The sequence below is a fragment of the Janibacter sp. YB324 genome, assembly GCF_014217915.1.
Classification (GTDB): Bacteria; Actinomycetota; Actinomycetes; order Actinomycetales; family Dermatophilaceae; genus Janibacter; species Janibacter indicus.
Genome location: NZ_CP060120.1, coordinates 2227075 through 2249735, shown reverse-complemented (window position 1 = coordinate 2249735; position 22661 = coordinate 2227075). Strand labels below are relative to the sequence as shown.

The 22661-nt window shown below is 71.5% G+C and carries 25 protein-coding genes and 1 other RNA gene; 17 read left to right on the top strand and 9 right to left on the bottom strand.

Going from position 1 to position 22661, the window contains the following annotated elements:
* The first annotated feature begins 110 nt into the window (after nucleotides 1-110).
* The 6 genes from H7A72_RS10995 (at nucleotide 111) to ssrA (ending at nucleotide 4992) form a co-directional block, all read left to right on the top strand.
* Nucleotides 111-353 carry a hypothetical protein gene (locus tag H7A72_RS10995; RefSeq protein WP_185220534.1) on the top strand — a complete coding sequence of 81 codons (243 nt, stop codon included), beginning with the start codon at nucleotides 111-113 and terminating at the stop codon, nucleotides 351-353.
* A 274-nt stretch (nucleotides 354-627) separates the two neighbouring features.
* Nucleotides 628-1476, top strand: coding sequence for a cell division ATP-binding protein FtsE (gene ftsE / locus H7A72_RS10990; RefSeq protein WP_185220533.1), 849 nt, complete (start codon nucleotides 628-630; stop codon nucleotides 1474-1476).
* Nucleotides 1473-2378 carry a permease-like cell division protein FtsX gene (ftsX, locus tag H7A72_RS10985; RefSeq protein WP_084452181.1) on the top strand — a complete coding sequence of 302 codons (906 nt, stop codon included), beginning with the start codon at nucleotides 1473-1475 and terminating at the stop codon, nucleotides 2376-2378. The genes ftsE and ftsX overlap by 4 nt, the downstream gene beginning before the upstream one ends.
* Nucleotides 2379-2445: 67 nt before the next feature.
* A complete protein-coding gene (locus tag H7A72_RS10980; RefSeq protein ID WP_185220532.1) occupies nucleotides 2446-3828 on the top strand; it encodes a M23 family metallopeptidase in 1383 nt (460 codons plus the stop codon).
* 92 nt (nucleotides 3829-3920) lie between these two features.
* Complete coding sequence (smpB, locus tag H7A72_RS10975) at nucleotides 3921-4403, top strand: SsrA-binding protein SmpB (protein WP_185220531.1); 483 nt, start codon at nucleotides 3921-3923, stop codon at nucleotides 4401-4403.
* Nucleotides 4404-4625: 222 nt separating this feature from the next.
* Nucleotides 4626-4992: a transfer-messenger RNA gene (ssrA, locus tag H7A72_RS10970) on the top strand.
* A 142-nt stretch (nucleotides 4993-5134) separates the two neighbouring features.
* On the opposite strand, the gene H7A72_RS10965 is transcribed toward ssrA, so the two are convergent.
* Nucleotides 5135-5305 carry a CsbD family protein gene (locus H7A72_RS10965; RefSeq protein WP_084452183.1) on the bottom strand — a complete coding sequence of 57 codons (171 nt, stop codon included), beginning with the start codon at nucleotides 5303-5305 and terminating at the stop codon, nucleotides 5135-5137.
* 99 nt (nucleotides 5306-5404) lie between these two features.
* Nucleotides 5405-5779, bottom strand: a complete 375-nt coding sequence (trxA, locus tag H7A72_RS10960; RefSeq protein ID WP_084452185.1) for a thioredoxin — start codon at nucleotides 5777-5779, stop codon at nucleotides 5405-5407.
* A 62-nt stretch (nucleotides 5780-5841) separates the two neighbouring features.
* On the opposite strand from trxA, the gene H7A72_RS10955 reads away from it, so the two are divergent.
* The 7 genes from H7A72_RS10955 to H7A72_RS10925 all read left to right on the top strand — a co-directional run bounded on the left by H7A72_RS10955 (nucleotide 5842) and on the right by H7A72_RS10925 (nucleotide 12034).
* Complete coding sequence (locus H7A72_RS10955) at nucleotides 5842-6213, top strand: VanZ family protein (protein ID WP_143445590.1); 372 nt, start codon at nucleotides 5842-5844, stop codon at nucleotides 6211-6213.
* A gap of 706 nt (nucleotides 6214-6919) precedes the next feature.
* Entirely contained in the window at nucleotides 6920-8179 is a 1260-nt protein-coding gene (locus tag H7A72_RS10950) for a DEAD/DEAH box helicase (protein WP_223277613.1), read from the top strand.
* A gap of 9 nt (nucleotides 8180-8188) precedes the next feature.
* The gene (locus H7A72_RS10945; protein WP_185220530.1) at nucleotides 8189-8746 is read left to right on the top strand and encodes a YqgE/AlgH family protein; all 558 of its coding nucleotides are present in this window, start codon (nucleotides 8189-8191) and stop codon (nucleotides 8744-8746) included.
* A gap of 184 nt (nucleotides 8747-8930) precedes the next feature.
* Entirely contained in the window at nucleotides 8931-9239 is a 309-nt protein-coding gene (locus H7A72_RS10940; RefSeq protein ID WP_072625111.1) for a DUF3039 domain-containing protein, read from the top strand.
* 196 nt (nucleotides 9240-9435) lie between these two features.
* Nucleotides 9436-9711, top strand: a complete 276-nt coding sequence (locus H7A72_RS10935; protein WP_084452189.1) for a hypothetical protein — start codon at nucleotides 9436-9438, stop codon at nucleotides 9709-9711.
* Between the two features lie 97 nt (nucleotides 9712-9808).
* Nucleotides 9809-11569: a DEAD/DEAH box helicase gene (locus tag H7A72_RS10930; protein WP_185220529.1), complete on the top strand. Its 1761-nt coding sequence runs from the start codon at nucleotides 9809-9811 to the stop codon at nucleotides 11567-11569.
* Nucleotides 11570-11626: 57 nt separating this feature from the next.
* Entirely contained in the window at nucleotides 11627-12034 is a 408-nt protein-coding gene (locus H7A72_RS10925) for a hypothetical protein (protein ID WP_185220528.1), read from the top strand.
* A 23-nt stretch (nucleotides 12035-12057) separates the two neighbouring features.
* Here the strand turns inward: H7A72_RS10925 and H7A72_RS10920 are convergent, their stop codons facing one another.
* Nucleotides 12058-12555 (bottom strand): Lrp/AsnC family transcriptional regulator, encoded by a 498-nt coding sequence (locus H7A72_RS10920; protein WP_072626278.1) that lies wholly within the window; start codon nucleotides 12553-12555, stop codon nucleotides 12058-12060.
* Nucleotides 12556-12662: 107 nt separating this feature from the next.
* On the opposite strand from H7A72_RS10920, the gene hppD reads away from it, so the two are divergent.
* The 4 genes from hppD to H7A72_RS10900 all read left to right on the top strand — a co-directional run bounded on the left by hppD (nucleotide 12663) and on the right by H7A72_RS10900 (nucleotide 15821).
* Entirely contained in the window at nucleotides 12663-13883 is a 1221-nt protein-coding gene (hppD, locus tag H7A72_RS10915) for a 4-hydroxyphenylpyruvate dioxygenase (RefSeq protein ID WP_185220527.1), read from the top strand.
* A 112-nt stretch (nucleotides 13884-13995) separates the two neighbouring features.
* On the top strand, nucleotides 13996-14424 hold the full coding sequence (locus H7A72_RS10910) for a biliverdin-producing heme oxygenase (RefSeq protein ID WP_185220526.1): 429 nt from the start codon (nucleotides 13996-13998) through the stop codon (nucleotides 14422-14424).
* Nucleotides 14421-14939, top strand: coding sequence for a DedA family protein (locus tag H7A72_RS10905; RefSeq protein WP_185220525.1), 519 nt, complete (start codon nucleotides 14421-14423; stop codon nucleotides 14937-14939). The genes H7A72_RS10910 and H7A72_RS10905 overlap by 4 nt, the downstream gene beginning before the upstream one ends.
* 12 nt (nucleotides 14940-14951) lie before the next feature.
* Nucleotides 14952-15821 carry an RDD family protein gene (locus H7A72_RS10900; protein WP_185222370.1) on the top strand — a complete coding sequence of 290 codons (870 nt, stop codon included), beginning with the start codon at nucleotides 14952-14954 and terminating at the stop codon, nucleotides 15819-15821.
* A gap of 9 nt (nucleotides 15822-15830) precedes the next feature.
* On the opposite strand, the gene H7A72_RS10895 is transcribed toward H7A72_RS10900, so the two are convergent.
* The 6 genes from H7A72_RS10895 to nirB form a co-directional block, all read right to left on the bottom strand.
* Nucleotides 15831-16661, bottom strand: coding sequence for a uroporphyrinogen-III synthase (locus H7A72_RS10895; protein WP_223277612.1), 831 nt, complete (start codon nucleotides 16659-16661; stop codon nucleotides 15831-15833).
* Complete coding sequence (locus H7A72_RS10890) at nucleotides 16658-17260, bottom strand: isochorismatase family protein (RefSeq protein ID WP_185220524.1); 603 nt, start codon at nucleotides 17258-17260, stop codon at nucleotides 16658-16660. The genes H7A72_RS10895 and H7A72_RS10890 overlap by 4 nt, the downstream gene beginning before the upstream one ends.
* Entirely contained in the window at nucleotides 17160-18371 is a 1212-nt protein-coding gene (locus tag H7A72_RS10885; protein ID WP_185220523.1) for a serine hydrolase, read from the bottom strand. Before H7A72_RS10885 ends, H7A72_RS10890 begins: the two co-directional genes overlap by 101 nt.
* A gap of 198 nt (nucleotides 18372-18569) precedes the next feature.
* Nucleotides 18570-19679 (bottom strand): uroporphyrinogen-III synthase, encoded by a 1110-nt coding sequence (locus H7A72_RS10880; RefSeq protein WP_185220522.1) that lies wholly within the window; start codon nucleotides 19677-19679, stop codon nucleotides 18570-18572.
* Nucleotides 19676-20068, bottom strand: a complete 393-nt coding sequence (gene nirD, locus H7A72_RS10875; RefSeq protein WP_084452209.1) for a nitrite reductase small subunit NirD — start codon at nucleotides 20066-20068, stop codon at nucleotides 19676-19678. The genes H7A72_RS10880 and nirD overlap by 4 nt, the downstream gene beginning before the upstream one ends.
* Nucleotides 20065-22656 carry a nitrite reductase large subunit NirB gene (nirB, locus tag H7A72_RS10870; protein WP_185220521.1) on the bottom strand — a complete coding sequence of 864 codons (2592 nt, stop codon included), beginning with the start codon at nucleotides 22654-22656 and terminating at the stop codon, nucleotides 20065-20067. The genes nirD and nirB overlap by 4 nt, the downstream gene beginning before the upstream one ends.
* Between the last annotated feature and the right edge of the window lie 5 nt (nucleotides 22657-22661).

Here is a 22661-nt window from a genome sequence, read left to right as displayed (position 1 = left end):
CTTCCACCTGGACTTCTGGGACTTCCACGAGTCGCCGGTCGCCGAGACGCCGTCGGTCGAGATGATCGACGCGCTCGTAGGGGCGCGTCCTCGGTGCGACCGGAGGGAAGGTGCTCACGGTCCGGACGGACGCCGACTCGATCCGCTACCGCGGTGGCGCTCTGGTCCACGCGTTGGGCCGTGGCCGAGTCCTTGCCCCGGGGGCAGATCTTGCGTCCACGGCCGTCGGCGAGACCATCCTCGTCGCCTACGACACCGGGGAGCGGCTGCGGCTTGCCACGCGCTCGCTCCGGCTGGTCAGCGACACAGAGGGTCGCCGGCCACACTGGACGTGCACCCGGGTCGCCGCGTGAGATGTCGCGGACCTGGAGGCGCGCCGTGACGGTCATAGCCTGACCTCATGCACTCGCACCTCACCGGGTCGTCGACGGTCTGCGACTTGAGACGGGTCGCCGGCCTGCTGAGCCCGCCTGGGCCGGGCACCGCTGACCCGTCACCCGGGTAGACCGGCTGAGGGCGGCCACCTAACGCGCCGAGGTCACGCGGGTGTCACGGCCTCGCAGCGAAGCGACATATCCTGCAGGCGGCCGTTCACCCCCTTCGTCCGCGTAAGGCCCCGAGCACCTGATGATCCGTTTTGAGAACGTCACCAAGAGATATCCCAACCAGAGCCACCCCGCTCTCGACGGGATCGACCTCAACATCGACCGCGGTGAGTTCGTCTTCATCGTCGGCGCCAGCGGCTCCGGCAAGTCCACCCTGGTGCGCCTGACAATCCGCGAGGAGGTCGTCAGCTCCGGGCGGCTGCTCGTCGGCGGTCATGACCTGCGCAAGATGCCGCAGCGCAAGGTGCCGCAGCTGCGTCGCCAGGTCGGCACGATCTTCCAGGACTTCCGGCTGCTGCCCAACAAGACGGTCCAGCAAAACGTCGCCTACGCGCTGCAGGTCATCGGCCGGCCCCGCCGCGCGATCCGGGCGCTCGTGCCCGAGACCCTCGAGCTCGTCGGCCTCGCGGGCATGGAGAAGCGGATGCCCCACGAGCTCTCCGGCGGTGAGCAGCAGCGCGTGGCCATCGCCCGCGCGGTCGTCAACAAGCCGCCGGTGCTCCTCGCCGACGAGCCCACCGGCAACCTCGACCCGGCCACGAGTCTGGACATCGTCCAGCTGCTGCGCCGCATCCACGACTCCGGCACGACGATCGTCATGGCCACCCACGACAACGTCATCGTCGACGAGATGCGCAAGCGCGTCGTCGAGCTCGAGGACGGCGTGATCATCCGCGACGAGGAGGGCGGCAGCTACGTGCCCAAGGCCGTCGACTCCCGCGACCGCGACGAGCGCGAGGCCGACCGGGCCCACGACGACCACGACGACGACCACGACGACGGGGCGCTGCCGCCCCAGGAGGACCGACCGATCGGCGAGGTGCACGCACTGGACGACTGGGACGACGACGCGGAGGACCTGCTGCGATGAAGCCGTCTGTCTTCGCCGACGCCTGGGAGGGCCTGCGGCGCAACAAGTCGATCGCCGTCTCGGTCATCCTCGTGACGATGATCTCGCTCTACCTGCTCGGCGTCGGTCTGCTCGCGCAGCGCCAGGTCGACCAGATGAAGGGCTACTGGTACGACCGCGTCCAGGTCTCGATCTACATGTGCACCGACACCTCGGCGCAGCCCAACTGCTCCACGGGGGCGGCAACGCAGGACCAGCGCGAGTCCGTGGCCGCCCAGCTCGAGGAGATGGAGCCGCTCGTCAAGGACGTCTACTGGGAGTCCGAGGAGGAGGCGTACTCGCGCTTCAAGCAGGACTACAAGAACTCCCCGCTCGCCGGGCACATCCGGGTCGGGGACATCCCGCCGAGCTATCGCGTGCAGCTGTCCGACCCGGAGGAGTTCGAGACCGTCGCCTCCGCCTTCGAGGGAGCGCCGGGCGTCGCCAGCGTGCCCAACCTGCGCGAGGTCTTCTCCCCGCTCTTCCGCGCGATCAACATCATCACCGCGGTGATGGTCGGGCTGGCCGCGCTCACCCTCGTCTCGGCGGTGCTGCTCATGGCGACGACGATCCGGCAGGCGGCCTTCACCCGCCGCCGTGAGATCGCGATCATGAAGCTCGTCGGCGCGTCCAACCGCACGATTCGCACCCCCTTCATCATCGAGACGGTCGCCTCCGGGCTGATCGGGGCGCTGATGGCGATCGGCCTGCTGTGGGTGTCCGCCTGGGCGCTCTTCGACAGATATCTCCTGCAGGAGAACTCGGGAACGGCCTTCATCTCGTCCAACGACGTGTGGGTCATCGCACCCTTCCTGCTCGTCGGCGTCGTCGTGCTCGCCATCGGGACCTCGACGGTGACCCTGTGGCGCTACCTGCGGGTGTGATGCGCGGCCACGCCGAGCGGCGCAGGGTCCTGTTCACCGGCCCCCTTCGGGTCTACCGTTGAGCGCGATGCCCCGCCCAGCCCGTCCCCTCGCCACCCGACGCGCCCGTGCCCTCACCGGTGCGGCCCTGTCGGTGTGCCTGCTCACCGGAGCGGGTTACGCCTTCGCCGCCGACCCCGACCCGCAGCAGGAGAAGGACCGCGTCGACGGCCAGCTCTCCGACGCCCAGGGCGACCTGCACGAGACGTCCAAGGACCTGCTCGACGCCTACACCAAGCTCAAGTCCACCCGCTCGAAGCTCCCCGGCGCCCGCAGCGCGGCGAAGTCGGCCGAGCAGGCGGAGACGACGGCCAAGGGCGAGTACGACGACGCGGTCGCGGCCTACGACCTGGCCAAGGCCAACGAGGACAAGGCCGAGCGGGACCTGAAGTCGACGAGCTCGAAGATCACGACCTCGCGCCGAGCCGTGGCCAGCTTCGCCGGGCAGGTCTACCAGCAGCAGGGCATGGGCAGCATGTCCGTGGCCGTCGGCAGCGAGGACCCGGGCGCCTTCGTCGACAAGATGATCATGGCCGAGTCGGTCGGCGACTCGCAGAGCTCGGCGCTCGAGGAGCTGAGCACCTCGCGGGCCAACCTCGTCTCCACGGGCGACAAGCTGAGCGCCCTGCGCAAGAAGACCAGCGACGCCAAGGCGACCAAGGAGACCAAGCTCGCCGCGGCCCGCACCGCCAGCGACAAGGCCGACCGCACCCAACGCAGCCTCGAGACCCTCGAGAGCGACCAGACGACCCAGGCCGCCGACCTGCGCGCGGCCAAGCGCGAGGACCAGAAGAAGGTCGACGGGCTGCAGGCCGAGTCCGACAAGCTGACCAAGATCCTCGAGGAGCGGGCTCGCAAGGCGCGCATCCGCGAGGCCGAGATCCGCAAGGCGCGCGAGGAGCAGGCGGCCCGCGAGGCCGACGCCCGGCGTCGCGCCCAGCAGTCGACCTCGAGCGACGACACCGGGTCGGCCGCGCCGGCCGACCCCAACCCGCCGGCCCCGACGAGCAGCGGCGTCCTGCAGGCCCCCAGCAATGCGCCGGTCAGCTCCGAGTTCGGCCTGCGCTTCCACCCGATCCACCAGACGTGGCGGCTGCACGCCGGGCGCGACTACGCCGGCGCCTGCGGGTCCCCGGTCTACGCCGCGACGGACGGCACGGTCATCGCGGCCAACCCGCCGAGCTCGACCGGTGGCTACGGCAACCAGATCGTCATCGACCACGGCATCAAGCGCGGCTCCTCGCTCGCGACGACCTACAACCACCTGCAGTCCTTCGCGGTCCGCAGCGGTCACGTCAGTCGCGGTCAGGTCATCGGCTACGTCGGCACGACCGGCACGTCGACCGGCTGCCACCTGCACTTCGAGACCCGGGCCAACGGCACCCCGGTCGACCCCCGCGGCTGGCTCTGACCTCCCTTCGGGCACAAAACCGGTGGCGATCCGGTTGTCCCGTCGGGGTACCGTGACCCCTCGACCACCACGAGCAGCGAAGGGGGAGACCCATGGCCAAGAAGACCGAGACGGGTGAGCTCGTCGTCGCACGCAACCGCAAGGCGCGTCACGACTACATCATCGAGGACACCTACGAGGCCGGCCTCGCGCTCATGGGCACCGAGGTCAAGGCGCTGCGCATGGGGCGGGCCAGCCTGATCGACGGCTACGCGATCTTCTACGGCGACGAGCTGTGGCTCGAGGGCGTGCACATCCCCGAGTACGTCCAGGGCACGTGGACCAACCACACGCCGCGCCGACGTCGCAAGCTGCTGCTGCACCGCGCCGAGCTCGACAAGATCATGGTCAAGGCGCAGGGGAGCGGTCGGACCATCGTGCCGCTGTCGCTGTACTTCAAGAACGGCCGGGTCAAGGTCGAGATCGCCCTGGCGACGGGCAAGAAGGCCTACGACAAGCGGCACACGCTGCGCGAGCGGCAGGACCGGCGCGAGGCCGAGCGGGCGATGTCCGACCAGTTCAAGCGGCGGCGCTGACCCGCGACGTGGGTCGAGGAGCGACGAAGGAGCCTCGAGACCTGGGTGTCAAGGCTCGCTGGCGCTCGCACCTCCACCAGCGGGGTGGGGGCGCTCGCACCTCCACCAGCGGGTTGGGGGCGCTCGCACCTCCACCAGCGAGACGGGAATGTGTTTGGCCCCGGCCGCCGTTGAGTCCATACTGAGTGACCACAACTGAACAGCGTGACGTGTCCATCCCATGGGGGTGATCGGTTTCGACACTGGCCGGTCCTTCAGGGGAAGCGGGTCGAGGATGCACGGTCATCTCGTCAACGCCCCGTGCAAACCCAATAGGTGCCAATTCCAAGCGCACCGACTTCGCCCTCGCCGCCTGAGCGAGCCCGAAGTCCGTTGGCCTAGGTGTGATCTCGACCTAGATCCCAGCGTCAGCTAGAGATCTTGCTGCAGTGCCATGTCGCGGGGCACTGCGGGACTCCTACGCGACTGGGCCTGTCGGGGAACGTGTGCGCGCGAGCCCCGGGGCCGAGAAAATCCATAGCGCACTGCACCCGGAGAAGCCCTGATTGTCTGCCAGTGGACGCGGGTTCGATTCCCGCCACCTCCACCATCTGGGCCACGTCACGCACCCCTTCAAGACGCTTGCAGAGCAAGCTCCTCAGGGAACGTTGGGAAGCCGCCCTCAGGGACGGCGCATGACGAAGGGCGGGACCATCGCGGTCCCGCCCTTCGTCATGTCCGTGGTCAGCGGGTCACTTGAAGGCGTCCTTGACCTTTTCGCCGGCGGCCTTGAGGTCGCCCTTGGTCTCCTGGACCTGGCCCTCGGCCTGCAGGTCCTCGTTGTCGGTGGCGTCGCCGGCCGCGCCCTTGGCCTTGCCGACGAGCTGGTCCTTGGCGTTGTCGATCTTGTCGCCGATGCCCATGAATCCTCCTGATGTGGTGGGTGGTCCTCCACGCAACCACAGGATCCGGGTGCGCGCCACCCCCTTCGGTCTGCTGCCTAAGGTCGGGTGCGCCTGCGCTCAGCCCTGCGAGGTCTCGTTGGCGGCGACCTGCGCCTTGACTTCGTCCATGTCGACGTCCTGGACGGCATCGAGGAGCTGGTCGAACTGCGCCTTGGGCAGCGCCCCGGCGCTCTGGTGCAGCAGGATGCCGTCGCGGAAGGCCATGAGGGTCGGCACGGACGAGACATTGGCCATCGACGCCAGCTCCGGGTTGTCGTCGATGTCGACCTTGCCGAAGGTGATGTCGTCCCGGGCGTCCGCCGCAGCCTCGAAGACCGGGGCGAACTGACGGCACGGGCCGCACCAGCTCGCCCAGAAGTCGACGATGACCGTTCCCTCGCCGGTGACGGCGGAGCGGAAGCTCTCGAGATCGAGTTCGGTGATCTTGCTCATGACCTCAACTGTAGGCCGGACCGGCCCTGGGGGTGGTGCCGGTGGTGTGCTGTGCTGTCACGGTGACCCCCTCGACACCTCGGCGACATCTCGTCACCGCAGCGGTGGCGCTGGCCGTCGTGGTGCAGGCCGTCGTGCTCTACGCACCCGAGGCGCCCGGCCCGCCATCCCCGATACCGCACGGGGACAAGGCGGTTCACGCGATGGTCTTCGCCCTGCCGGTCCTCGTCGCAGGTCTCGGGCGAAGGGGGTGGTGGCCCGTTGTCGTGGCGCTCTGCGCCGTCCACGCCCCTGTGAGCGAGATCATCCAGCACACCGCCCTCGCGCAGCGCTCGGGCGACCCGTGGGACGTCGCCGCCGACCTCGCCGGGACCGCGATGGCCGCAATAGGGGTACTATTTGTGGTTCGGCGCCCACGACGTCGCCGGCCATAGAAGCTCGCACGATCGCCTCGACCTCTGCTGTGTCGACCCGCGCCGGAGTTGCGGGTTTACCCATCACACACAGACCGAGAGAGTCGACCCGTGCCTGCGAAGAAAAAAGCCCGCTGGACCACCGCCCAGAAGAACGCCGCCAAGAAGAAGGCCGTGACCAAGGGTCCGAAGAAGCCCTATCACCGCGGCCAGGCCCCGACCGAGGCCCCTCGGGGCAAGGACCGCTGGCGCGACCGCGACGACGTGCCCGCCGGCGACCGCCCCAAGCGCGTGCGACGCGACGGGACCGAGGACCGCGGCCAGCGGACCTGGGAGCGGCGTGAGGACCGCGGCGGGCGACCGCGCCGCGACGACCGCTCCGACGACCGGGGTGGCTACCAGCGCCGGGACGACCGCGGCGGGTACCAGCGTCGCGAGCGGGACGACCGTGGCTTCCAGCGCCGCGACGACCGCGGTGACCGTCGCCGTGGCGCGAAGCCGCGCTTCGAGCGCGAGCAGCAGCAGCGCGGCTGCGCCCCTCGGACCGAGCAGGTCGAGGACCCGGACGTGCTGCGTCAGGAGGCGGACACCTGGACGTCGTCCGCCCGCACCTCACTGACCGGCCCCGTCGAGGTCGCCGAGGACAACGGCTTCGCCGCCCTCGGGCTGCCCGAGGTCCTCGTGGAGCGGCTCGCCCGCGATGCCATCACCACCCCCTTCGCCATCCATGCCGCCGCGATCCCCGACGCCCTCTGCGGGCAAGGACGTGCTCGGCCGCGGTCAGACCGGGTCGGGCAAGACGCTCGCCTTCGGCCTGCCGATGCTCGCCCGCCTCGCCGGCGGCCGGGCGCGCAGCCGCAAGCCGCGCGGTCTGGTCCTCGTGCCGACCCGTGAGCTGGCCATGCAGGTGAGCGACTCGCTCGAGCCGCTCGTGCACGTGAGCGGCCTGCGGATCAAGCTCGTCGCCGGTGGACTGTCCTACACGGGTCAGACCGCGGCTCTCGACAAGGGCGTGGACGTCCTCATCGCGACGCCGGGACGCCTGGTCGATCTGCTCGACCGGGGCGCCCTGACGCTCGACGAGGTCGAGGTCGCCGTCCTCGACGAGGCCGACCACATGGCCGACATGGGCTTCCTGCCCGACGTCACCCGCATCCTCGACGACTGCGCCGACGGCGGGCAGCGACTGCTCTTCTCCGCGACGCTCGACCGCGGGGTCGGTGACCTCGTCGACCGCTACATGAGCGACCCGGTGACCCACAGCACCGACGAGGCCGCCGCGAGCGTTTCGACGATGGACCACCACCTGCTGCTCATCGAGCCCAACATCAAGAAGCAGATCACCGCCCGGATCGCCTCGCGCCCCGGCCGCACCGTGATCTTCGCCCGCACCAAGCTCGGCTGCGAGCGGATCGCCGGCGAGCTGCGTGACGCGGGTGTGGCGGCCGCGCCGCTGCACGGCGGGCTGACCCAGTCCGCCCGCAACAAGACGATCGGCGCCTTCCGCAGCGGCACCCTGCCGGTGCTCGTCGCCACTGACGTCGCCGCGCGCGGCATCCACGTCGACAACGTCTCGCTCGTCATGCAGGTCGACCCCCCGGGCGACCACAAGGACTACCTGCACCGGGCGGGCCGCACGGCGCGCGCCGGCGAGGCAGGCGTCGTCGTCACGCTCGTCCTGCCGCACCAGCGCAAGGAGGTCACCCGGATGGCCGACCAGGCCGGCATCGAGGCGCGTCCGACGAAGACCGCGCTCGACGACGAGGTCCTCACGGCCATGGGCGCCACCGAGCCGAGCGGGGAGCCGATCTCCGACGCGGACTTCCGCAAGCTCGTCGACCCCCGACCGGCCCGCCGACACTCCGGCACCCGCGGACCGCGCGGAGCCCGGGAGCACCGCGGCGGCGGTCGTGGTGGTCGCGGTGCCGGCGGTGGCGGCGGCCGTGGCGGGCGACAGGGCGGTTACCGGGGTCGCCCGCGCGACTAGGGTCGGAGCATGGACACCTCGCTCGCCGGCAAGCTGCTCGTGGCGACGCCCGACCTGACGGACGACCTCTTCGCCCGCAGCGTCGTGCTCGTGCTGCAGCACGACGACGAGACCGCCGAGGGCGTCATCCTCAACCGTCCGCTCGACACCCCGGTCGACGACGTCCTGCCCGGCTGGCAGTCGGGTGCCAGCGCCCCGCAGCTGGTCTTCCAGGGTGGTCCTGTCCAGCTGGACTCGGCCATCGGCATCGCCGGGCTGCCGGGTGACCAGGAGCCCCCGCCGGGGATCAAGCGGCTCTTCGGCGCGATCTCGCTCGTCGACCTCGACTCGCCGCAGGAGATCATCTGGCCCCAGGTGAGCGCCCTGCGGATCTTCGCCGGCTACTCCGGCTGGAGCGCCGAGCAGCTGGCGGGGGAGCGCGCCCGAGGCGGCTGGTATGTCGTCGACGCCGAGATCGGTGACGTCTTCGACGAGGACCCGACGACCCTGTGGCGGCGGGTGCTGCGGCGCCAGGGCGGCTCGCTCGGATGGGTGTCGACCTACCCGGTCGACCCGGACCTCAACTGACCTCGCGCGGGCGGCTGGCAGCGTTGCTGTCACCTGTCGGCGTTGGCGCCACCCGGTTGCCCGGAGAAGGGGGACCGGGTGACACCAACGCCGTCAGGCTGACCGGGGAGACCCACTCGGGCAGTCGGGTGGCAGGGGCGCCCTCGCGGGGGAAGGGAAGCGGGCCGCGTCCTACGATGGAGGCATGAGCACGCCTGCCGACCCCAGCCAGCCCGGAGGCCCGATCGCCGACCCCGGCGGTCCCTCGACGTCGACCTCGGTCCTCGAGCGGACGGAGCCCACGCCGCAGCTGGCCGAGCCGGGCGACCACGAGCGCTTCAGCCACTACGTGCGCAAGGAGAAGATCCTCGAGAGCGCTCTCTCGGGGGAGCCGGTCAAGGCGCTGTGCGGCAAGACGTGGGTCCCCGGTCGCGACCCGGAGAAGTTCCCCGTCTGCCCCATCTGCAAGGAGATCTACGACGGTCTGCGCGACCCGCAGGACGGAGAGGACTGACCGCCGGAGTGGAGTCCTTCTACCGTCAGCTCGACGAGACCACCTTCGACTCCCGCGGCGACCTGCGGTCGACGCTCGACCACGCCCGGGACGCCGAGGCCTCGCAAGACGCCGCGCACGCCCGAGCCTGGCGGATCACGCGGGCGCACGAGGACTTCCCGCGCCTCACCGGCGACGCGCCGAGGGCATCGGTGCGGTGCCCGGTGCCACCGACACCTCGTCGCGCTTGGAGCTGCCGGGCATGCACGCCGACGGCTACGTGGCGGTCATCGAATGGCGCTTCGTCGAGGGTGGGGTCGGTACCGGCGGCACCGCGACCGCGTGGGGGCGCCAGCTCGTCCCGCTGCTGCCCGACGAGGAGCCGAGCCCGTGGGAGCGCACGCTCGTGCTCGCCGACTCGGGCGGCGGGATCACCATGACCGTCGACCCGCGACGGCACGGTCCGCACGACGCTCGCCGACCGTCACGGTGAGATCGGCACCGGCCTGCAGACGATGGTCGCCCAGGACGCGCGGTCCTGACGGACCGTTTGGGAGGACGTCACCTCGGCGATCTAAGGTGACCCTGCGATGAGTCAGTCTGCTGCGTCCCACCTGTCACCCGCCTTCCCGAGACGGGCGGCGTGGGGTACCGCCGGAGCCCTGCGTGCCTGGCAGGCCGAGGCCCTCAAGCTCTACCTGCAGTCCGGTCGCACCGACTTCCTCGCCGTCGCGACCCCGGGGGCCGGCAAGACGACCTTCGCGCTGCGGGTGGCGGCCGAGCTGCTCAGCGCGGGTGAGGTCACCGGCGTGACCGTCGTCGCGCCGACGGAGCACCTCAAGACCCAGTGGGCCGACGCCGCGGCGCGGGTCGGCATCCACCTCGACCCCAAGTTCTCCAACACGACCGCGGTGACCTCGAGCGACTACGACGGGGTGGCCGTCACCTACGCCCAGGTGGCGTCCCGCCCTTCGGTCCATGAGAGCCGCACCAGGGCCGAGCGGACCCTCGTCATCCTCGACGAGATCCACCACGGCGGTGACAACAAGTCGTGGGGTGACGGCATCCGCCAGGCCTTCGAGCCCGCGGTCCGGCGGCTCTCGCTCACCGGGACCCCCTTCCGCTCCGACACCAACCCCATCCCCTTCGTCGGCTACGAGTACGGCGACGACGGGATCCTCCGGTCGAGCAGCGACTACACCTACGGCTACTCCGAGGCCCTGCGCGACGGCGTGGTCCGGCCGGTGCTCTTCATGGCCTACGGCGGGGCGATGCGCTGGCGCACCCGCGCCGGCGACGAGGTGGCCGCGCGGCTCGGCGAGCCGATGACCAAGGACCTCGTGGCCCAGGCCTGGCGCACCGCGCTGGACCCGAAGGGGGAGTGGATCCCGTCGGTCCTCGCCGCCGCCGACAAGCGGCTGACCGAGGTGCGTCGCGGTGTGCCCGACGCCGGCGCGATGGTCATCGCGACCAACCAGACCCAGGCCCGTGCCTACGCGCGGATCCTCACCGAGCTCACCGGCGAGAAGCCCACCGTCGTCCTGTCCGACGACAACGGCGCCTCGCAGAAGATCGAGGACTACTCCGCGAGCACGTCGCGCTGGCTCGTCGCGGTGCGCATGGTGAGCGAAGGGGTCGACGTGCCCCGCCTGTGCGTCGGCGTCTACGCGACGTCGACGTCGACCCCGCTCTTCTTCGCCCAGGCCGTGGGGCGCTTCGTGCGGGCCCGTGGTCGCGGTGAGACCGCGAGCGTCTTCCTGCCGAGCGTCCCGGTGATCCTCGCCCACGCCGGCACCCTCGAGGAGCAGCGTGACCACGCCCTCGACCGGCCCGAGGCCGCCGAGGACGAGGCGCCCCTGTGGTCGGAGGAGGAGGGCATGCTCGCCGCCGCCAACCGCGCCGACGGCGCGAGCGACGACCTGCTCGGGTCCTTCGAGGCGCTTGAGTCCGACGCGCACTTCGACCACGTGCTCTACGACAAGCAGCAGTTCGGTCTGCACGCCGAGGTCGGCTCCGAGGACGAGCAGGACTACCTCGGCCTGCCCGGGCTGCTCGAGCCCGACCAGGTGCACGCGCTGCTCAGCGAGCGGCAGACCAAGCAGTCGAAGAAGACGGGCCGCACCCGCCAGGACGACGACGCGCCGATCGCGGCCCACCGGGCCCTGGCCTCGCAGCGCAAGGAGCTCAACAAGCTCGTCGCCGCCTATGCGACCAAGACCGGTGCACCGCACGCCAACATCCACATGGACCTGCGGCGCGCCTGCGGCGGGCCCGAGCTCGCCCAGGCGACGAGCGAGCAGGTGACCGAGCGGATCGAGCGGATCCGGCGCTGGTTCGTCGGGCGTCGGTGACCTTCTGAGCGCCCCGCCCTCCCCCTATCGGGCGGACGGTGTGGGCATCATGGGTCCATGACCGTCTTCGCGTGGATCCTCGTGGGCCTGGGTGTCCTCGTGCTCGTCCTGACTCCGCTCCGACTGCGGCGGTCCAAGGGCGAGCGTGGGATGACCGACTTCTCCGGGTGGGCGCTCAACGCCCACTCGATCACGCTCTTCGTCGGGCTGGGGCTGATCTCGCTCCGGCTGCTCGACGTGCACTCGTCGACGGGCGCGACGTGGTTGGCCATCATCTGCATGGTCATCGCCTCGCTCATCGGGCTGAGTTTCCTCGGCCGGTGGCGGCGGACGGGGTCGCGGCACTCCGAGGCCTTCGAGGGCGACTCGTGGACGCGCGGGCCCTGGTTGTCGCAGGTCGCCCACTTCGGGGTGACGATCGGGACGATCATCTTCGCCTGGCTGCTGCTCGCCGACAAGATCTAGACGCGAGGCGCCCGGCCGGGCGGTCACTGCCGACGCGCGGCCGCCTCGACGAGGGGACCGGTGCGCATCTCGAGGTGGGTCACGAGGCAGATCGACGTGCTCGCCCGCACGACGTGCACGTCGTCGATGATCGCGTCGATGACCCGGCCGAGGTCGGCATTGTCCGTCGCGACGATCCGGATGATCAGGTCGCCGACGCCCGTCGTGCTGTGGATCTCGAGGACCTCCGGGATCGCGGTGAGGTGGTCGACGACGGCCTGGTGCCCGAGCCGCTGGCGGATCTCGAGGGTGCACAGGGCCGTGACCGGGTAGCCCAGGGCCGCCGGGTCGATCGTCGGGGCCAGGGTGCGGATCACTCCCTTCGTCCTCAGGCGGTCGAGGCGCGCCTGGACGGTGCCGCGGGCCACGCCCAGCTCTCGTGAGGCTCCGAGGACCCCGATCGTCGGGCTCGTCGAGAGCAGGGCGAGGAGGCGGGCGTCGAGGTCGTCGACGACCTTGGACGGCGTGGGGACGGTGCTCATGGTCACATTGTCTCCGTGTCACCGACGTGACGGCAACAGATTGCGCAGCGTGTGCACCCTTCGTGGGGTCCGTTGCACAGCCGGGAGCGCGGCGGCATCCTGACGCCATGTCCAACACCGCGGTTGAACTCACCAGGCAGGAGCGCGAGGCCGAGCTCGACCTCGACCAGCTCAAGCAGCTCGTCGGGCTCGTCGACTACGACGAGGAGCGTGATCCCTTCCCGGTGACGGGCTGGGACGCCATCGTCTTCGTCGTCGGCAACGCGACCCAGACGGCGCACTACTACCAGAGCGCCTGGGGCATGGAGCTCGTCGGCTACTCGGGGCCGGAGCACGGCAACCGCGACCACAAGGCCTTCGTCCTCAAGTCCGGCTCGATCCGCTTCGTCGTCAAGGGCGCGGTCAGCCCGGACAGCCCGCTCATCGCCCACCACACCGCGCACGGGGACGGCGTCGTCGACATCTCGCTCGAGGTCCCCGACGTCGACAAGTGCATCGCCCGGGCCAAGGCGGCCGGTGCCACGGTGCTGCAGGAGCCCGAGACGGTGAGCGACGAGCACGGCTCGGTGCGCACCGCCGCGATCGCGACCTACGGCGAGACCCGCCACACGCTCGTGCAGCGGACCGTCGACGGCCAGACCTACGGCGGCGTCTACCTGCCGGGTTACGTCGCTCGCAGCTCCGCCTTCGTCAAGCGCGAGGGCGCGCCCAAGCGGCTCTTCCAGGCGCTCGACCACATCGTCGGCAACGTCGAGCTGGGCAAGATGGACGAGTGGGTCGGCTTTTACAACCGGGTCATGGGCTTCGTCAACATGGCCGAGTTCGTCGGGGACGACATCGCGACGGAGTACTCCGCGCTGATGTCCAAGGTCGTCGCCAACGGCAACCACCGCGTGAAGTTCCCGCTCAACGAGCCGGCGATCGCGAAGAAGAAATCGCAGATCGACGAGTACCTCGAGTTCTACACCGGGCCCGGCGCCCAGCACCTGGCGCTCGCGACCAACGACATCCTGCGCACCGTCGACGAGCTGCGCACGGAGGGCGTCGAGTTCCTCGACACCCCCGACGCCTACTACGACGACCCCGAGATGCGGGCGCGGATCGGGCAGGTCCGGGTGCCGATCGAGGAGCTGAAGAAGCGCAAGATCCTCGTCGACCGCGACGAGGACGGCTACCTGCTGCAGATCTTCACCAAGCCCCTGGGTGACCGGCCGACGGTCTTCTTCGAGATCATCGAGCGGCACGGGTCGCTCGGCTTCGGCAAGGGCAACTTCAAGGCGCTCTTCGAGTCGATCGAGCGCGAGCAGGACAAGCGCGGCAACCTCTGACGTCACCACGTCGGGACAGGGGCGAGGAGCGGACGACAGCGCTTCTCGCCCCTGTCGTGCGGCAGCGTCCGCCAGTTAGGATGAGGTAACCCTCACCTCATCTGGAGCACCCATGAACCAGCCGTTGTCGCTCGCCCTGCGCGCCGAGACGGCCTCGGCCCACGACGACGCCGAGGGCTCGGCCTTCGTCGAGCAGGACATGGCCTGTCTGTGCGGCGGTGACGTCGACGGCCGTCTCGCCGACGGGGACATCCACATCGTGCCCGACCTGTCCGGCGGGCAGATCAACGCGCGGATGGTGCAACGGCACTACGGCATCGACCCGGCGGGTCTGAGGTTCTACCACTTCGAGGAGATCCCCAAGCCGAAGCCCTACAAGGACTCCTACCGGGCCACCCTGGACTCGCTGGTGCTCGACGAGGCCACGCGACGCCGGGTCCTCGACGCGGCGGTCGACAGCTTCGAGCTCAACCGGCGGGTCTTCGCCGACCTCGGCGCGGCGCGTGCCTCCGAGCAGGCAGCCGCCGGCGGGCCTGCGTGACCTGGTCCCAGTTCCTCGCGGCCTTCGCGGCGCTCTTCGTCATCGTCATGCTCCGGGCCAATGCGACCTACTGGCTGGGCCGCGGGGCCGCCGCCGGGAGCCGCCGATGGCGCAAGGTCGAAGGGGATGGCTCACCCGCCTGGCAGCGTGCCCGCGACCTCGTCAACCGGTGGGGGCCGATCGCCGTGGTCCTGTGCTTCTTCACCGTCGGCATCCAGACCGCGGTCAACGCGACCGCCGGGGTGACCCGGATGCCGCTCCGCAGATACCTGCCGGCAGTGACCCTCGGCTCGATCGTGTGGGCCACGATCTACGCGACCGTCGGGCTGGCAGCCGCGCGTGCGTGGCTCGCGGCCGCGGCCCGCTCTCCGGTCGGCGCCACCCTCGCCGCCGTGGCCCTCGTCGCCGTGGTCGTCACCATCGTGGTGGTGCACCGGCGGCGCGCGCGGCGCCCGGCGCCCTCGGTGGTCGACGGCACGGACCGAGGGATGTCAGAGGCGACGCGGGGGCCGTGAGATCGTGAGGGCATGAGCACCCCCGACCGCGCCGGCTGGTACGACGATCCTGACGACGACTCCCGGCTGCGGTACTTCGACGGCATCATCTGGAGCGACCGCACCGAGCCCAAGAGCACGCGGGTGGCCCGGGTACCGGCCGACCCGGCCGCCGGCGTCGGGGGCGGTTCGCCCGCCGGTGACGTCCCCGGGCACGCAGCTCCCGGCACCGATGTCTTCGGTCGCCAGACCCAACAGCCGAGCGCGCCCCAGTGGCAGCAGCCGACAGCGCACGGCCACCCCGGCCACTCGGGTTACTCCGGGTACGCAGCAGCCCCCGAGCCGACGACCGAGGACGGGCAACCCCTCGCGAGCTACGGCGCCCGTGCGGGCGCCTACCTCATCGACGGACTCGTCGTCGCGGTGCTCAACCTGCTCGTCACCGGCTGGGCGTGGTGGCTGTGGATGGCCGACTACTGGGACTTCGTCTACGGCGCGGCCCTCGACGGCAACCAGGACGCCGTCAACGACCTCACCCCCGCCGAGCTGACCGGCATGTTCGACTGGCAGTACTTCTTCATCGCCGCGGGGCTCTCGCTGCTCCTTCAGGCCGTCTACCACGTCGGCTTCCTGAGCACCCGCAGCGCGACGCCGGGCAAGATGCTGCTCGGCATCTCGGTCCGCAAGGTCGAACGACCGGGGCGGATCAGCGCGGGCACTGCCTTCATGCGGATGCTGCTGCCGCTGTCGGTCGGGGTCTTCTCCCTCATCCCGCTGGTCAGCTATCTCGTCTTCTTCGTCACCCTCGCCGACCTCATCTGGCCGGCCAAGGACCCGCGACGTCAGGCGCTGCACGACAAGATCGCCGGCACCCAGGTCGTCCGGGGCCGTCAGCAGCGCTGACGGACGCGCTCAGTCGACGGCGTCGCCGAAGTGGAGCAGAACCGCGCGGATCAGCGCGCCCATCCGGCTGCGCTCGGGGACGAGCGGCTCGACCCCCTTCGCCCGTAGCGGTGCCGCGGTGACCGGTCCGACGGCGGCGACGAGCAGGTCGTCGCGGGAGCGGCGTACGATCTCGTCGGCGACCCCGGCCTCCTCGGCGGCGGTCCACCACGAGGCCACGGCAGGAGCCGAGGTGAAGACGACGACGTCGATCTCGCCGGCAGCCGCCTCTCGGGTGGATGCGGTCACCGCTGCGGGGTCCGGCGCGGGACCCCAGCGGTAGACGACGAAGGGAGCGACCCTCGCCCCGGCCTGCGCGAGCGCGTCGTCGATGCCGTCGGAGCCGTTGCCGTGGTGCTGCACGGCGACCGTCGTGCCCTCGACACCGCGGTCGAGCAGGTGCTCGATGATCTCGGCGGCGGTCTCGGACTCGGCGACCCAGTCGGCGCGCAGACCACGGGAGATGAGCGCTCCCTTGGCCTTGGGGCCGCGCGCGACGATGTAGGCGTCGGCGAGGGCCGCGCGCAGCGCGTCGTCGAGACCGGCGACCTCGGCGGCCTCCATCCACCCCCGCAGGCCGGCCCCCGTCGTGATGACGAGCGCGTCGGGCGGGTCGGCGACCAGGGCGCGGGTGTCGTCGACGAGCTGCTCGTCGTCGCTGTGGTGGACGATCGTCATGGCGGGCGCGTGACGGATCGCGGCGCCGCGGCGGGCGAAGGCGTCGGCGAGGTCCTCGCTGCGGCGGTCGGCGGTGATCAGGACGGTGCGCCCGGCCATGACCGGGGGCAGGGGTGCGCTCACGAGGCGTCCGTCGTGGCGCCGGCGGAGATCATCTCGGTGAGGGCGGCCTCGGTGGTCGCGGGAGCGACCCCGGCGATCGAGTCGGTGAGCAGGCGCACGGCGAAGCCCTCGCGGAGCCCGTCGAGGACCGTGGCGCGCACGCAGTGGTCGGTGGCGATGCCAGCGACGTCGAGGTCGGTGATGCCGTGGTGGCGCAACCAGCCGGCGAGCCCGGTGTGCCCGTCGCCGGCGGCGACCCCCTCGAAGCCGCTGTAGGCGGCGTCCGTCATCCCCTTGCGGAAGACCTCGTCGAGGTGCGCCAGAGCCGGCTCGAGCGCGGGGTGGAACTCCGCGCCCGGGGTGTCGGCGGCGCAGTGCACCGGCCAGGTCGTCGCGTAGTCGGGCTCGCCGTCGACCGCCCAGTGCTCGCCCGGGTCGTGGTGCCAGTCGGCGGTGGCCACGACGGCGGTGTAGTCGCGGTGCCCGAGGTCGTGCCCCTGCCAGTCGTCGAGCACGCGCTCAACCGCCCGTGCGGCGACCGCGGCTCCACCGGTGACGGCGAGGGAGCCCCCTTCGCAGAAGTCGTTTTGGATGTCGACGAGGACGAGTGCGCGGCCCATGCCTGTGAAGGATGCCATGTCGCTCAGTCGAAAAGGCCCCAGAAGCTGTCGAAGGCCGTGATCGTCGCGGGGGAGTCGACGGTGACCGCCGTTGCGAGGAAGGCGGCCCGCCCAGTGGCCGGGTCGGCGTAGCCGATGGTGCCCAGGCCGCCGGCCCAGCCCACCTGCCCGCCTGGACGGACCTGACGGTGAGGCCCCAGTCGCAGCCCGGCTCGATGAACCCCGCTGCGGTGCGGCGCTGCTCGTCGGTGAGCGTGCCGGTGCGCAGGGCCGCGAGGGACTCGGGCGAGAGGACGGCGGGCCCGCCGACGAGCGAGCGCAGGAAGGCCAGCTGGTCGGGCAGGGTCGACACGAGCCCGGTGGCGAGCGAAGCGAAGGGAGGTGGGGCCACGAAGGTGCCTGCCGGGAGCTCGACGGGCCCGGGCCCTCCCTCCTCGGGTGCCAGCGGTGGGGCCAGGCGGGTGGCGGTGTAGCCGGTCTCGGTCATCCCGAGCGGCTGCAGCACGTGCTCGGTGAGCAGCTCGGGGACGCTCGTCCCCGTGGCCCGGGCGAGCAGCACCCCGAGGACATCGCTGCTCGTGTGGTAGCGCCAGGCCGTGCCCGGCTGGTCGGCCAGCGGCAGGCTGCCGAGCCGGCGCATGAAGTCGTCGGGTGACATGGGTGGGCAGAAGGGGCCGGGGGCGACCTGCTCACGGGCGAGGGCGTCGGCAAGCGGGCCCGGTTCGCTCACCCACCCGAAGCCCGGGGTCATCGTCAACAGGTGGCGCAGCGTGATCGGTCGCTCGGCGGGGACGGTGGCGGTGAGGTCGGCCTCGGGACCGACGAGGACGCGCGGCTCGTCGAGCTCGGGCAGCCAGGGCGCGACCGGCTCGTCCAGGGTGAGCGCTCCGAGCTCGACCAGACGGAGCGCGAGCACGCCCCCGATCGGCTTGGTGCTCGAGCTGAGGGCGACCTGGGTGTCCGGCGTCATCGGCACTCCGCCGGGGGAGCGGGCCCCGCCCACGCGCACGCTCGCTCCGTCGGGATCGGCCACGCCGACCGCCCAGCCCGCGAGGTCGCCGGCGCCCAGCAGCCGGTCGAGGGTGCGGGTGAGGTCCTCGAGTGCACGCATTGCTCCACCGTGGCACGGATCTGCCCGGGCGCGGCGAAGGGAGGGGTGGCTCCCTTCGCACGGAAGAGCAGCCGCTCGGCCTCCTCGTCCTGCGTGGCGTCGGTCGCCGCGGGTCGAAGTGCATCTTGTTCTTGCCGGAGTCGGGCCGGGCACCTCGATGAAGAGCACCCGGTGGTCCGTCGCCGCAAGCGGATTGCCTCAGGCCGTGGCCAGGCGGTAGCCCCGCTTGACGACGGTCTCGACGACGCGGCGGTCCCCGATGGCCTCGCGCAGCCGGCCGACGGCCACCTCGACGGCGTGACCGCTGGCGGAGTCGCCCGGCAGCACCTCGAGGACGTCGGCGCGGGTGACGACGTCCCCCTTCGCGTCGACGAGCAGGTGGAGCACGGACATGCCGCTCGGGGAGACGGCGAGCACGCGATCACCCAGGACGGCGGCGGTGCTGCGCAGCTGCAGCGGTCCGGCGACGGTCTCGACGGCGGTGGCCATCACCGCCTCGTAGTGACCGACGACGGCGCGCACGAGCGACCCCAGCCGCGCCCGCTCCGGGAGCAGCGGGGCGATGCCGACGTGCTCGAGCGGACGTGCGGTGACCGGCCCGACGGCGGCGACGACGAGGCGCCCGGTGCTGGCCCGGCCGATGATCGACGGCAGGACGCCGGCGTCCTGCGCGGCGTCGAGCCAGGCTGCGGCGGCGGGGGCGGAGGTGAAGACGACGACGTCGACGTCGCCGACCGCCGCCTGCTGCACGCCGCAGGTCACCGCGTCGGCGTCCGGTGGTGGGCCCCACCGGTAGACGACGAGGGGAGTCACCGAGGCACCGGCGGCGGCGAGGTCGACGTCGAGCTCCTCGCACCCGGCGCCATGGTGCTGGACCGCGATCCGTTGTCCGGCAACGCCCTCGGTGATGAGGAAGTCGCGGATCTCGGCGGAGGTCTCCGACTCGGCGACCCAGTCGGCGTCGTGCCCGGCGGCCTGGATCGCACCCCGGGCCTTGGGCCCGCGGGCGATGATCCGGGTGGCGTCGAGCACGTCGTGCAGCTCCTCGCCGAGTCCGGCGGCGTCGGCCGCCTCGACCCACCCGCGGAACCCGATCGCCGTCGTCACGACGACGACGTCGGGCGTTGCGGCGAGCAGTGCCCGGGTCCGCTCCACGAGCTCCGCGTCGGCGGTGTGCGGCACGATCGTCAGCGCCGGGGTGTGCACGACCCGGGCACCGCGCCGCTCGAGGGCGGCGCGCAGGTCACCGGCTCGCCGGTCCCCGGTGACGAGGACGACGCACCCGGCGAGCAGCTGCGGCAGGCTCACGTGACGCCACGGTCGAAGGGGGAGCCCGTCACCTCGTCGCTGGACGGCTCGATCCAGACCTCGCCGTCGACGACCGCCACGGGCCAGGTCCGCAGGTCGACCGGGTCGCTGCCGGCACCGTCGAGGCAGGCGCCCGTGCGCAGGTCCCACACCTGCTTGTACATCGGTGAGATGACCGTCGGGACCCCGCCCCGCGTGCCGACGAGCCCGCGGGCGATGACGTGGGCGCCGCTGTAGGGGTCGAGGTTGTCGATGCCGTGAACGACGTCGTCGTGGGTGCGGACGAGCGCGACCTGCAGTCCGTCTACGAGGGCGACGGCGCCACGCTCGGGGACGAGATCGGTGAGGGCGCACAGACGCACCCGGGTCTGCGGGGGAGCAGTGGTCATGAGCGGACCTCCAGGGTCGTGCCGGCGATGAGGACGGACGCGTCCGAGCGTTCCTGCGGGGTGGCGGGGCGGGCCTGGCCGCGCTCGCCGACGTAGGCGAGCGAGTCGTCGACGGCGTCCGGGGCGTTGACGAAGGACGCGAAGCGGGCCAGCTTGTCGGGGTCGGCGAGCGTGGCCGCCCACTCGTCGCGGTAGTTGCCGACGTGCGCGGCCATCGCGGCGTCGAGGTCGTCGGCGATGCCGAGGCTGTCGTCCATGACGACGGCACGGATCGCGTCCAGACCCCCTTCGTGCTCCTCGACCCAGGGGGCGGTGCGCTGCAGGCGGTCGGCGGTGCGCACGTAGTACATGAGGAAGCGGTCGATGGTGCGCACGAGCGTCTCGGTGTCGAGGTCCTCGGCGAGCAGGCGGGCGTGCTTGGGGGTGAAGCCGCCGTTGCCGCCGACGTAGAGGTTCCACCCCTTGTCGGTGGCGATGATGCCGACGTCCTTGCCGCGGGCCTCGGCGCACTCACGGGCGCACCCGGAGACGCCGAGCTTGATCTTGTGCGGTGAGCGGAGGCCCCGGTAGCGCAGCTCGAGGTCGATCGCGAGGCCGACGGAGTCCTGCACGCCGAAGCGGCACCACGTCGAGCCGACGCAGGACTTCACCGTGCGCAGCGACTTGCCGTAGGCGTGACCCGACTCGAAGCCGGCGTCGACCAGCCGCCGCCAGATGCCGGGCAGCTGGTCCATCCGGGCACCGAAGAGGTCGATCCGCTGGCCGCCGGTGATCTTCGTGTAGAGGCCGAACTCCCGGGCCACCTCGCCGATGGCGATGAGCCCCTCGGGCGTCACCTCGCCGCCCGGGATGCGCGGGACAACCGAGTAGGAGCCGTCCTTCTGCAGGTTGGCCATGACGTGGTCGTTGGTGTCCTGGAGGGTCGCCTGCTCGCCGTCGAGGATGTGCCCGGTGCCGAGCGAGGCGAGGATCGAGCCGATGACCGGCTTGCAGATGTCGCAGCCGCGGCCGGTCCCGTGGCGCTCGATGATCTCGCTGAAGGTCCGCAACCCCTGGACCCGGACGATGTCGAAGAGCTGGGCACGCGACTGCTCGAAGTGCTCGCACAGCGCACTGCTCACCTCGACGCCGGCGGCGGCGAGCTCGCTCGTCACGAGCTTCTTGACCAGCGGCAGGCAGGAGCCGCAGCTCGTGCCCGCGAGGGTGCACGCCTTGACCCCCGCGAGGTCGGTGCAGCCACCTTCGCCCACGGCACAGCGGATCTCACCTGCGGTGACGTTGTTGCAGGAGCAGACCGCGGCCTCGTCCGGCAGGTCCCCGGCGGGTGCCGCGGCGGCCCCCTCGGGCAGGAGGTAGGCCGCGGGGTCTCCGCCGAGCTCACGGCCGACCATCGGGCGAAGGGAGGAGTAGGCGCTGGCGTCGCCGACGAGGATGCCGCCGCGCAGGGTGCGGGCGTCGTCACTCATGACGAGCTTCTTGTAGACGCCCGCGACGGGGTCGGAGATGACGACCTCGAGCGAGCCGGGCTCCTGCGCGAAGGCATCGCCGAAGCTCGCGACGTCGACACCGAGGAGCTTGAGCTTGGTCGACAGGTCGGCCCCGGGGAAGGTCCCCGCGCCGCCGAGCAGCCGGTCGGCGACGATCTCGGCCATCGTGTAGCCGGGGGCGACCAGACCGAGGCAACGACCGCCGATGCAGGCGACCTCACCGATCGCGTGGATCGCGGGATCGGCTGTGGCACAGGCGTCGTCGACGACGACTCCGCCGCGCTCGCCGATCTCGAGACCGGCCTCGCGGGCCAGTTCGTCGCGCGGACGGACACCCACGGCGAAGACGACGACGTCGACGTCGAGCGAGGGACCGTCGCTGAACCTCATCCGGGAGACGGCTCCGCGCTCGCCGACGATCTTCGACGTCGCGGTCGAGGTGCGCACCGAGACGCCGAGACCCTCGATGAGCCGCTTGAGGCCTTCGCCGCCTCCCTCGTCGACCTGCAGCGGCATGAGGCGCGGCGCGAACTCCACGACCGTCGTCTCGACCTCGAGCGCCCGCAGGGCACCGGCCGCCTCGAGGCCGAGCAGGCCGCCGCCGACGACCGCGCCGCGCACCGGCCGGTCGAGTTCCTCGCGGCGGGTCTCGACGAACTCGCGCAGGTCGGCGACGTCGTCGATCGTGCGGTAGACGAAGGCCCCGCGCAGGTCCTTGCCGGGCACAGGCGGCACGGCGGCGTAGGAGCCGGTCGCGAGGACGAGGGAGTCGTAGGGCAGGACCTGGCCGGTGCTCGTCGTCACCGTCCGCGCGTCACGGTCGATGTTCTCGGCCCGGACACCGCGGCGCAGCGTGACGAGCGGGTCGTCCCACAGCTCCTGCCCGCCGAGGGCGAGGTCCTCGGGGTGGCGCCCGGTGAAGTAGGAGGTGAGCGCGACGCGGTCGTACGGCGCACGCGGCTCCTCGCACAGCAGCGTGACGGCCCATCGGCCGGCATCGTCACGGGCACGGAGCGCGTCGACGAGCCAGCGCGCGACCATGCCGCCGCCGACGATCACGAGCTGCTGCGGCCCGGTGGTGGGGGTGGTGGTCTCTGGCATGGTGC

Excerpts from the sequence above, each read along its gene's own strand:
- H7A72_RS10980 (WP_185220532.1), top strand. The coding sequence starts at position 2,446 with ATGCCCCGCCCAGCCCGTCCCCTCGCCACCCGACGCGCCCGTGCCCTC.
- ftsE (WP_185220533.1), top strand. The coding sequence starts at position 628 with ATGATCCGTTTTGAGAACGTCACCAAGAGATATCCCAACCAGAGCCAC.
- trxA (WP_084452185.1), bottom strand. The coding sequence starts at position 5,779 with ATGAGCAAGATCACCGAACTCGATCTCGAGAGCTTCCGCTCCGCCGTC.
- H7A72_RS10965 (WP_084452183.1), bottom strand. The coding sequence starts at position 5,305 with ATGGGCATCGGCGACAAGATCGACAACGCCAAGGACCAGCTCGTCGGC.
- H7A72_RS10930 (WP_185220529.1), top strand. The coding sequence starts at position 9,809 with ATGAGTCAGTCTGCTGCGTCCCACCTGTCACCCGCCTTCCCGAGACGG.
- smpB (WP_185220531.1), top strand. The coding sequence starts at position 3,921 with ATGGCCAAGAAGACCGAGACGGGTGAGCTCGTCGTCGCACGCAACCGC.
- H7A72_RS10940 (WP_072625111.1), top strand. The coding sequence starts at position 8,931 with ATGAGCACGCCTGCCGACCCCAGCCAGCCCGGAGGCCCGATCGCCGAC.
- nirD (WP_084452209.1), bottom strand. The coding sequence starts at position 20,068 with ATGACCACTGCTCCCCCGCAGACCCGGGTGCGTCTGTGCGCCCTCACC.
- H7A72_RS10890 (WP_185220524.1), bottom strand. The coding sequence starts at position 17,260 with ATGGGCCGCGCACTCGTCCTCGTCGACATCCAAAACGACTTCTGCGAA.
- H7A72_RS10945 (WP_185220530.1), top strand. The coding sequence starts at position 8,189 with ATGGACACCTCGCTCGCCGGCAAGCTGCTCGTGGCGACGCCCGACCTG.
- H7A72_RS10900 (WP_185222370.1), top strand. The coding sequence starts at position 14,952 with ATGAGCACCCCCGACCGCGCCGGCTGGTACGACGATCCTGACGACGAC.
- H7A72_RS10910 (WP_185220526.1), top strand. The coding sequence starts at position 13,996 with ATGAACCAGCCGTTGTCGCTCGCCCTGCGCGCCGAGACGGCCTCGGCC.
- ftsX (WP_084452181.1), top strand. The coding sequence starts at position 1,473 with ATGAAGCCGTCTGTCTTCGCCGACGCCTGGGAGGGCCTGCGGCGCAAC.
- H7A72_RS10885 (WP_185220523.1), bottom strand. The coding sequence starts at position 18,371 with ATGCGTGCACTCGAGGACCTCACCCGCACCCTCGACCGGCTGCTGGGC.
- nirB (WP_185220521.1), bottom strand. The coding sequence starts at position 22,656 with ATGCCAGAGACCACCACCCCCACCACCGGGCCGCAGCAGCTCGTGATC.
- H7A72_RS10950 (WP_223277613.1), top strand. The coding sequence starts at position 6,920 with ATGCCGCCGCGATCCCCGACGCCCTCTGCGGGCAAGGACGTGCTCGGC.
- H7A72_RS10920 (WP_072626278.1), bottom strand. The coding sequence starts at position 12,555 with ATGAGCACCGTCCCCACGCCGTCCAAGGTCGTCGACGACCTCGACGCC.
- hppD (WP_185220527.1), top strand. The coding sequence starts at position 12,663 with ATGTCCAACACCGCGGTTGAACTCACCAGGCAGGAGCGCGAGGCCGAG.
- H7A72_RS10925 (WP_185220528.1), top strand. The coding sequence starts at position 11,627 with ATGACCGTCTTCGCGTGGATCCTCGTGGGCCTGGGTGTCCTCGTGCTC.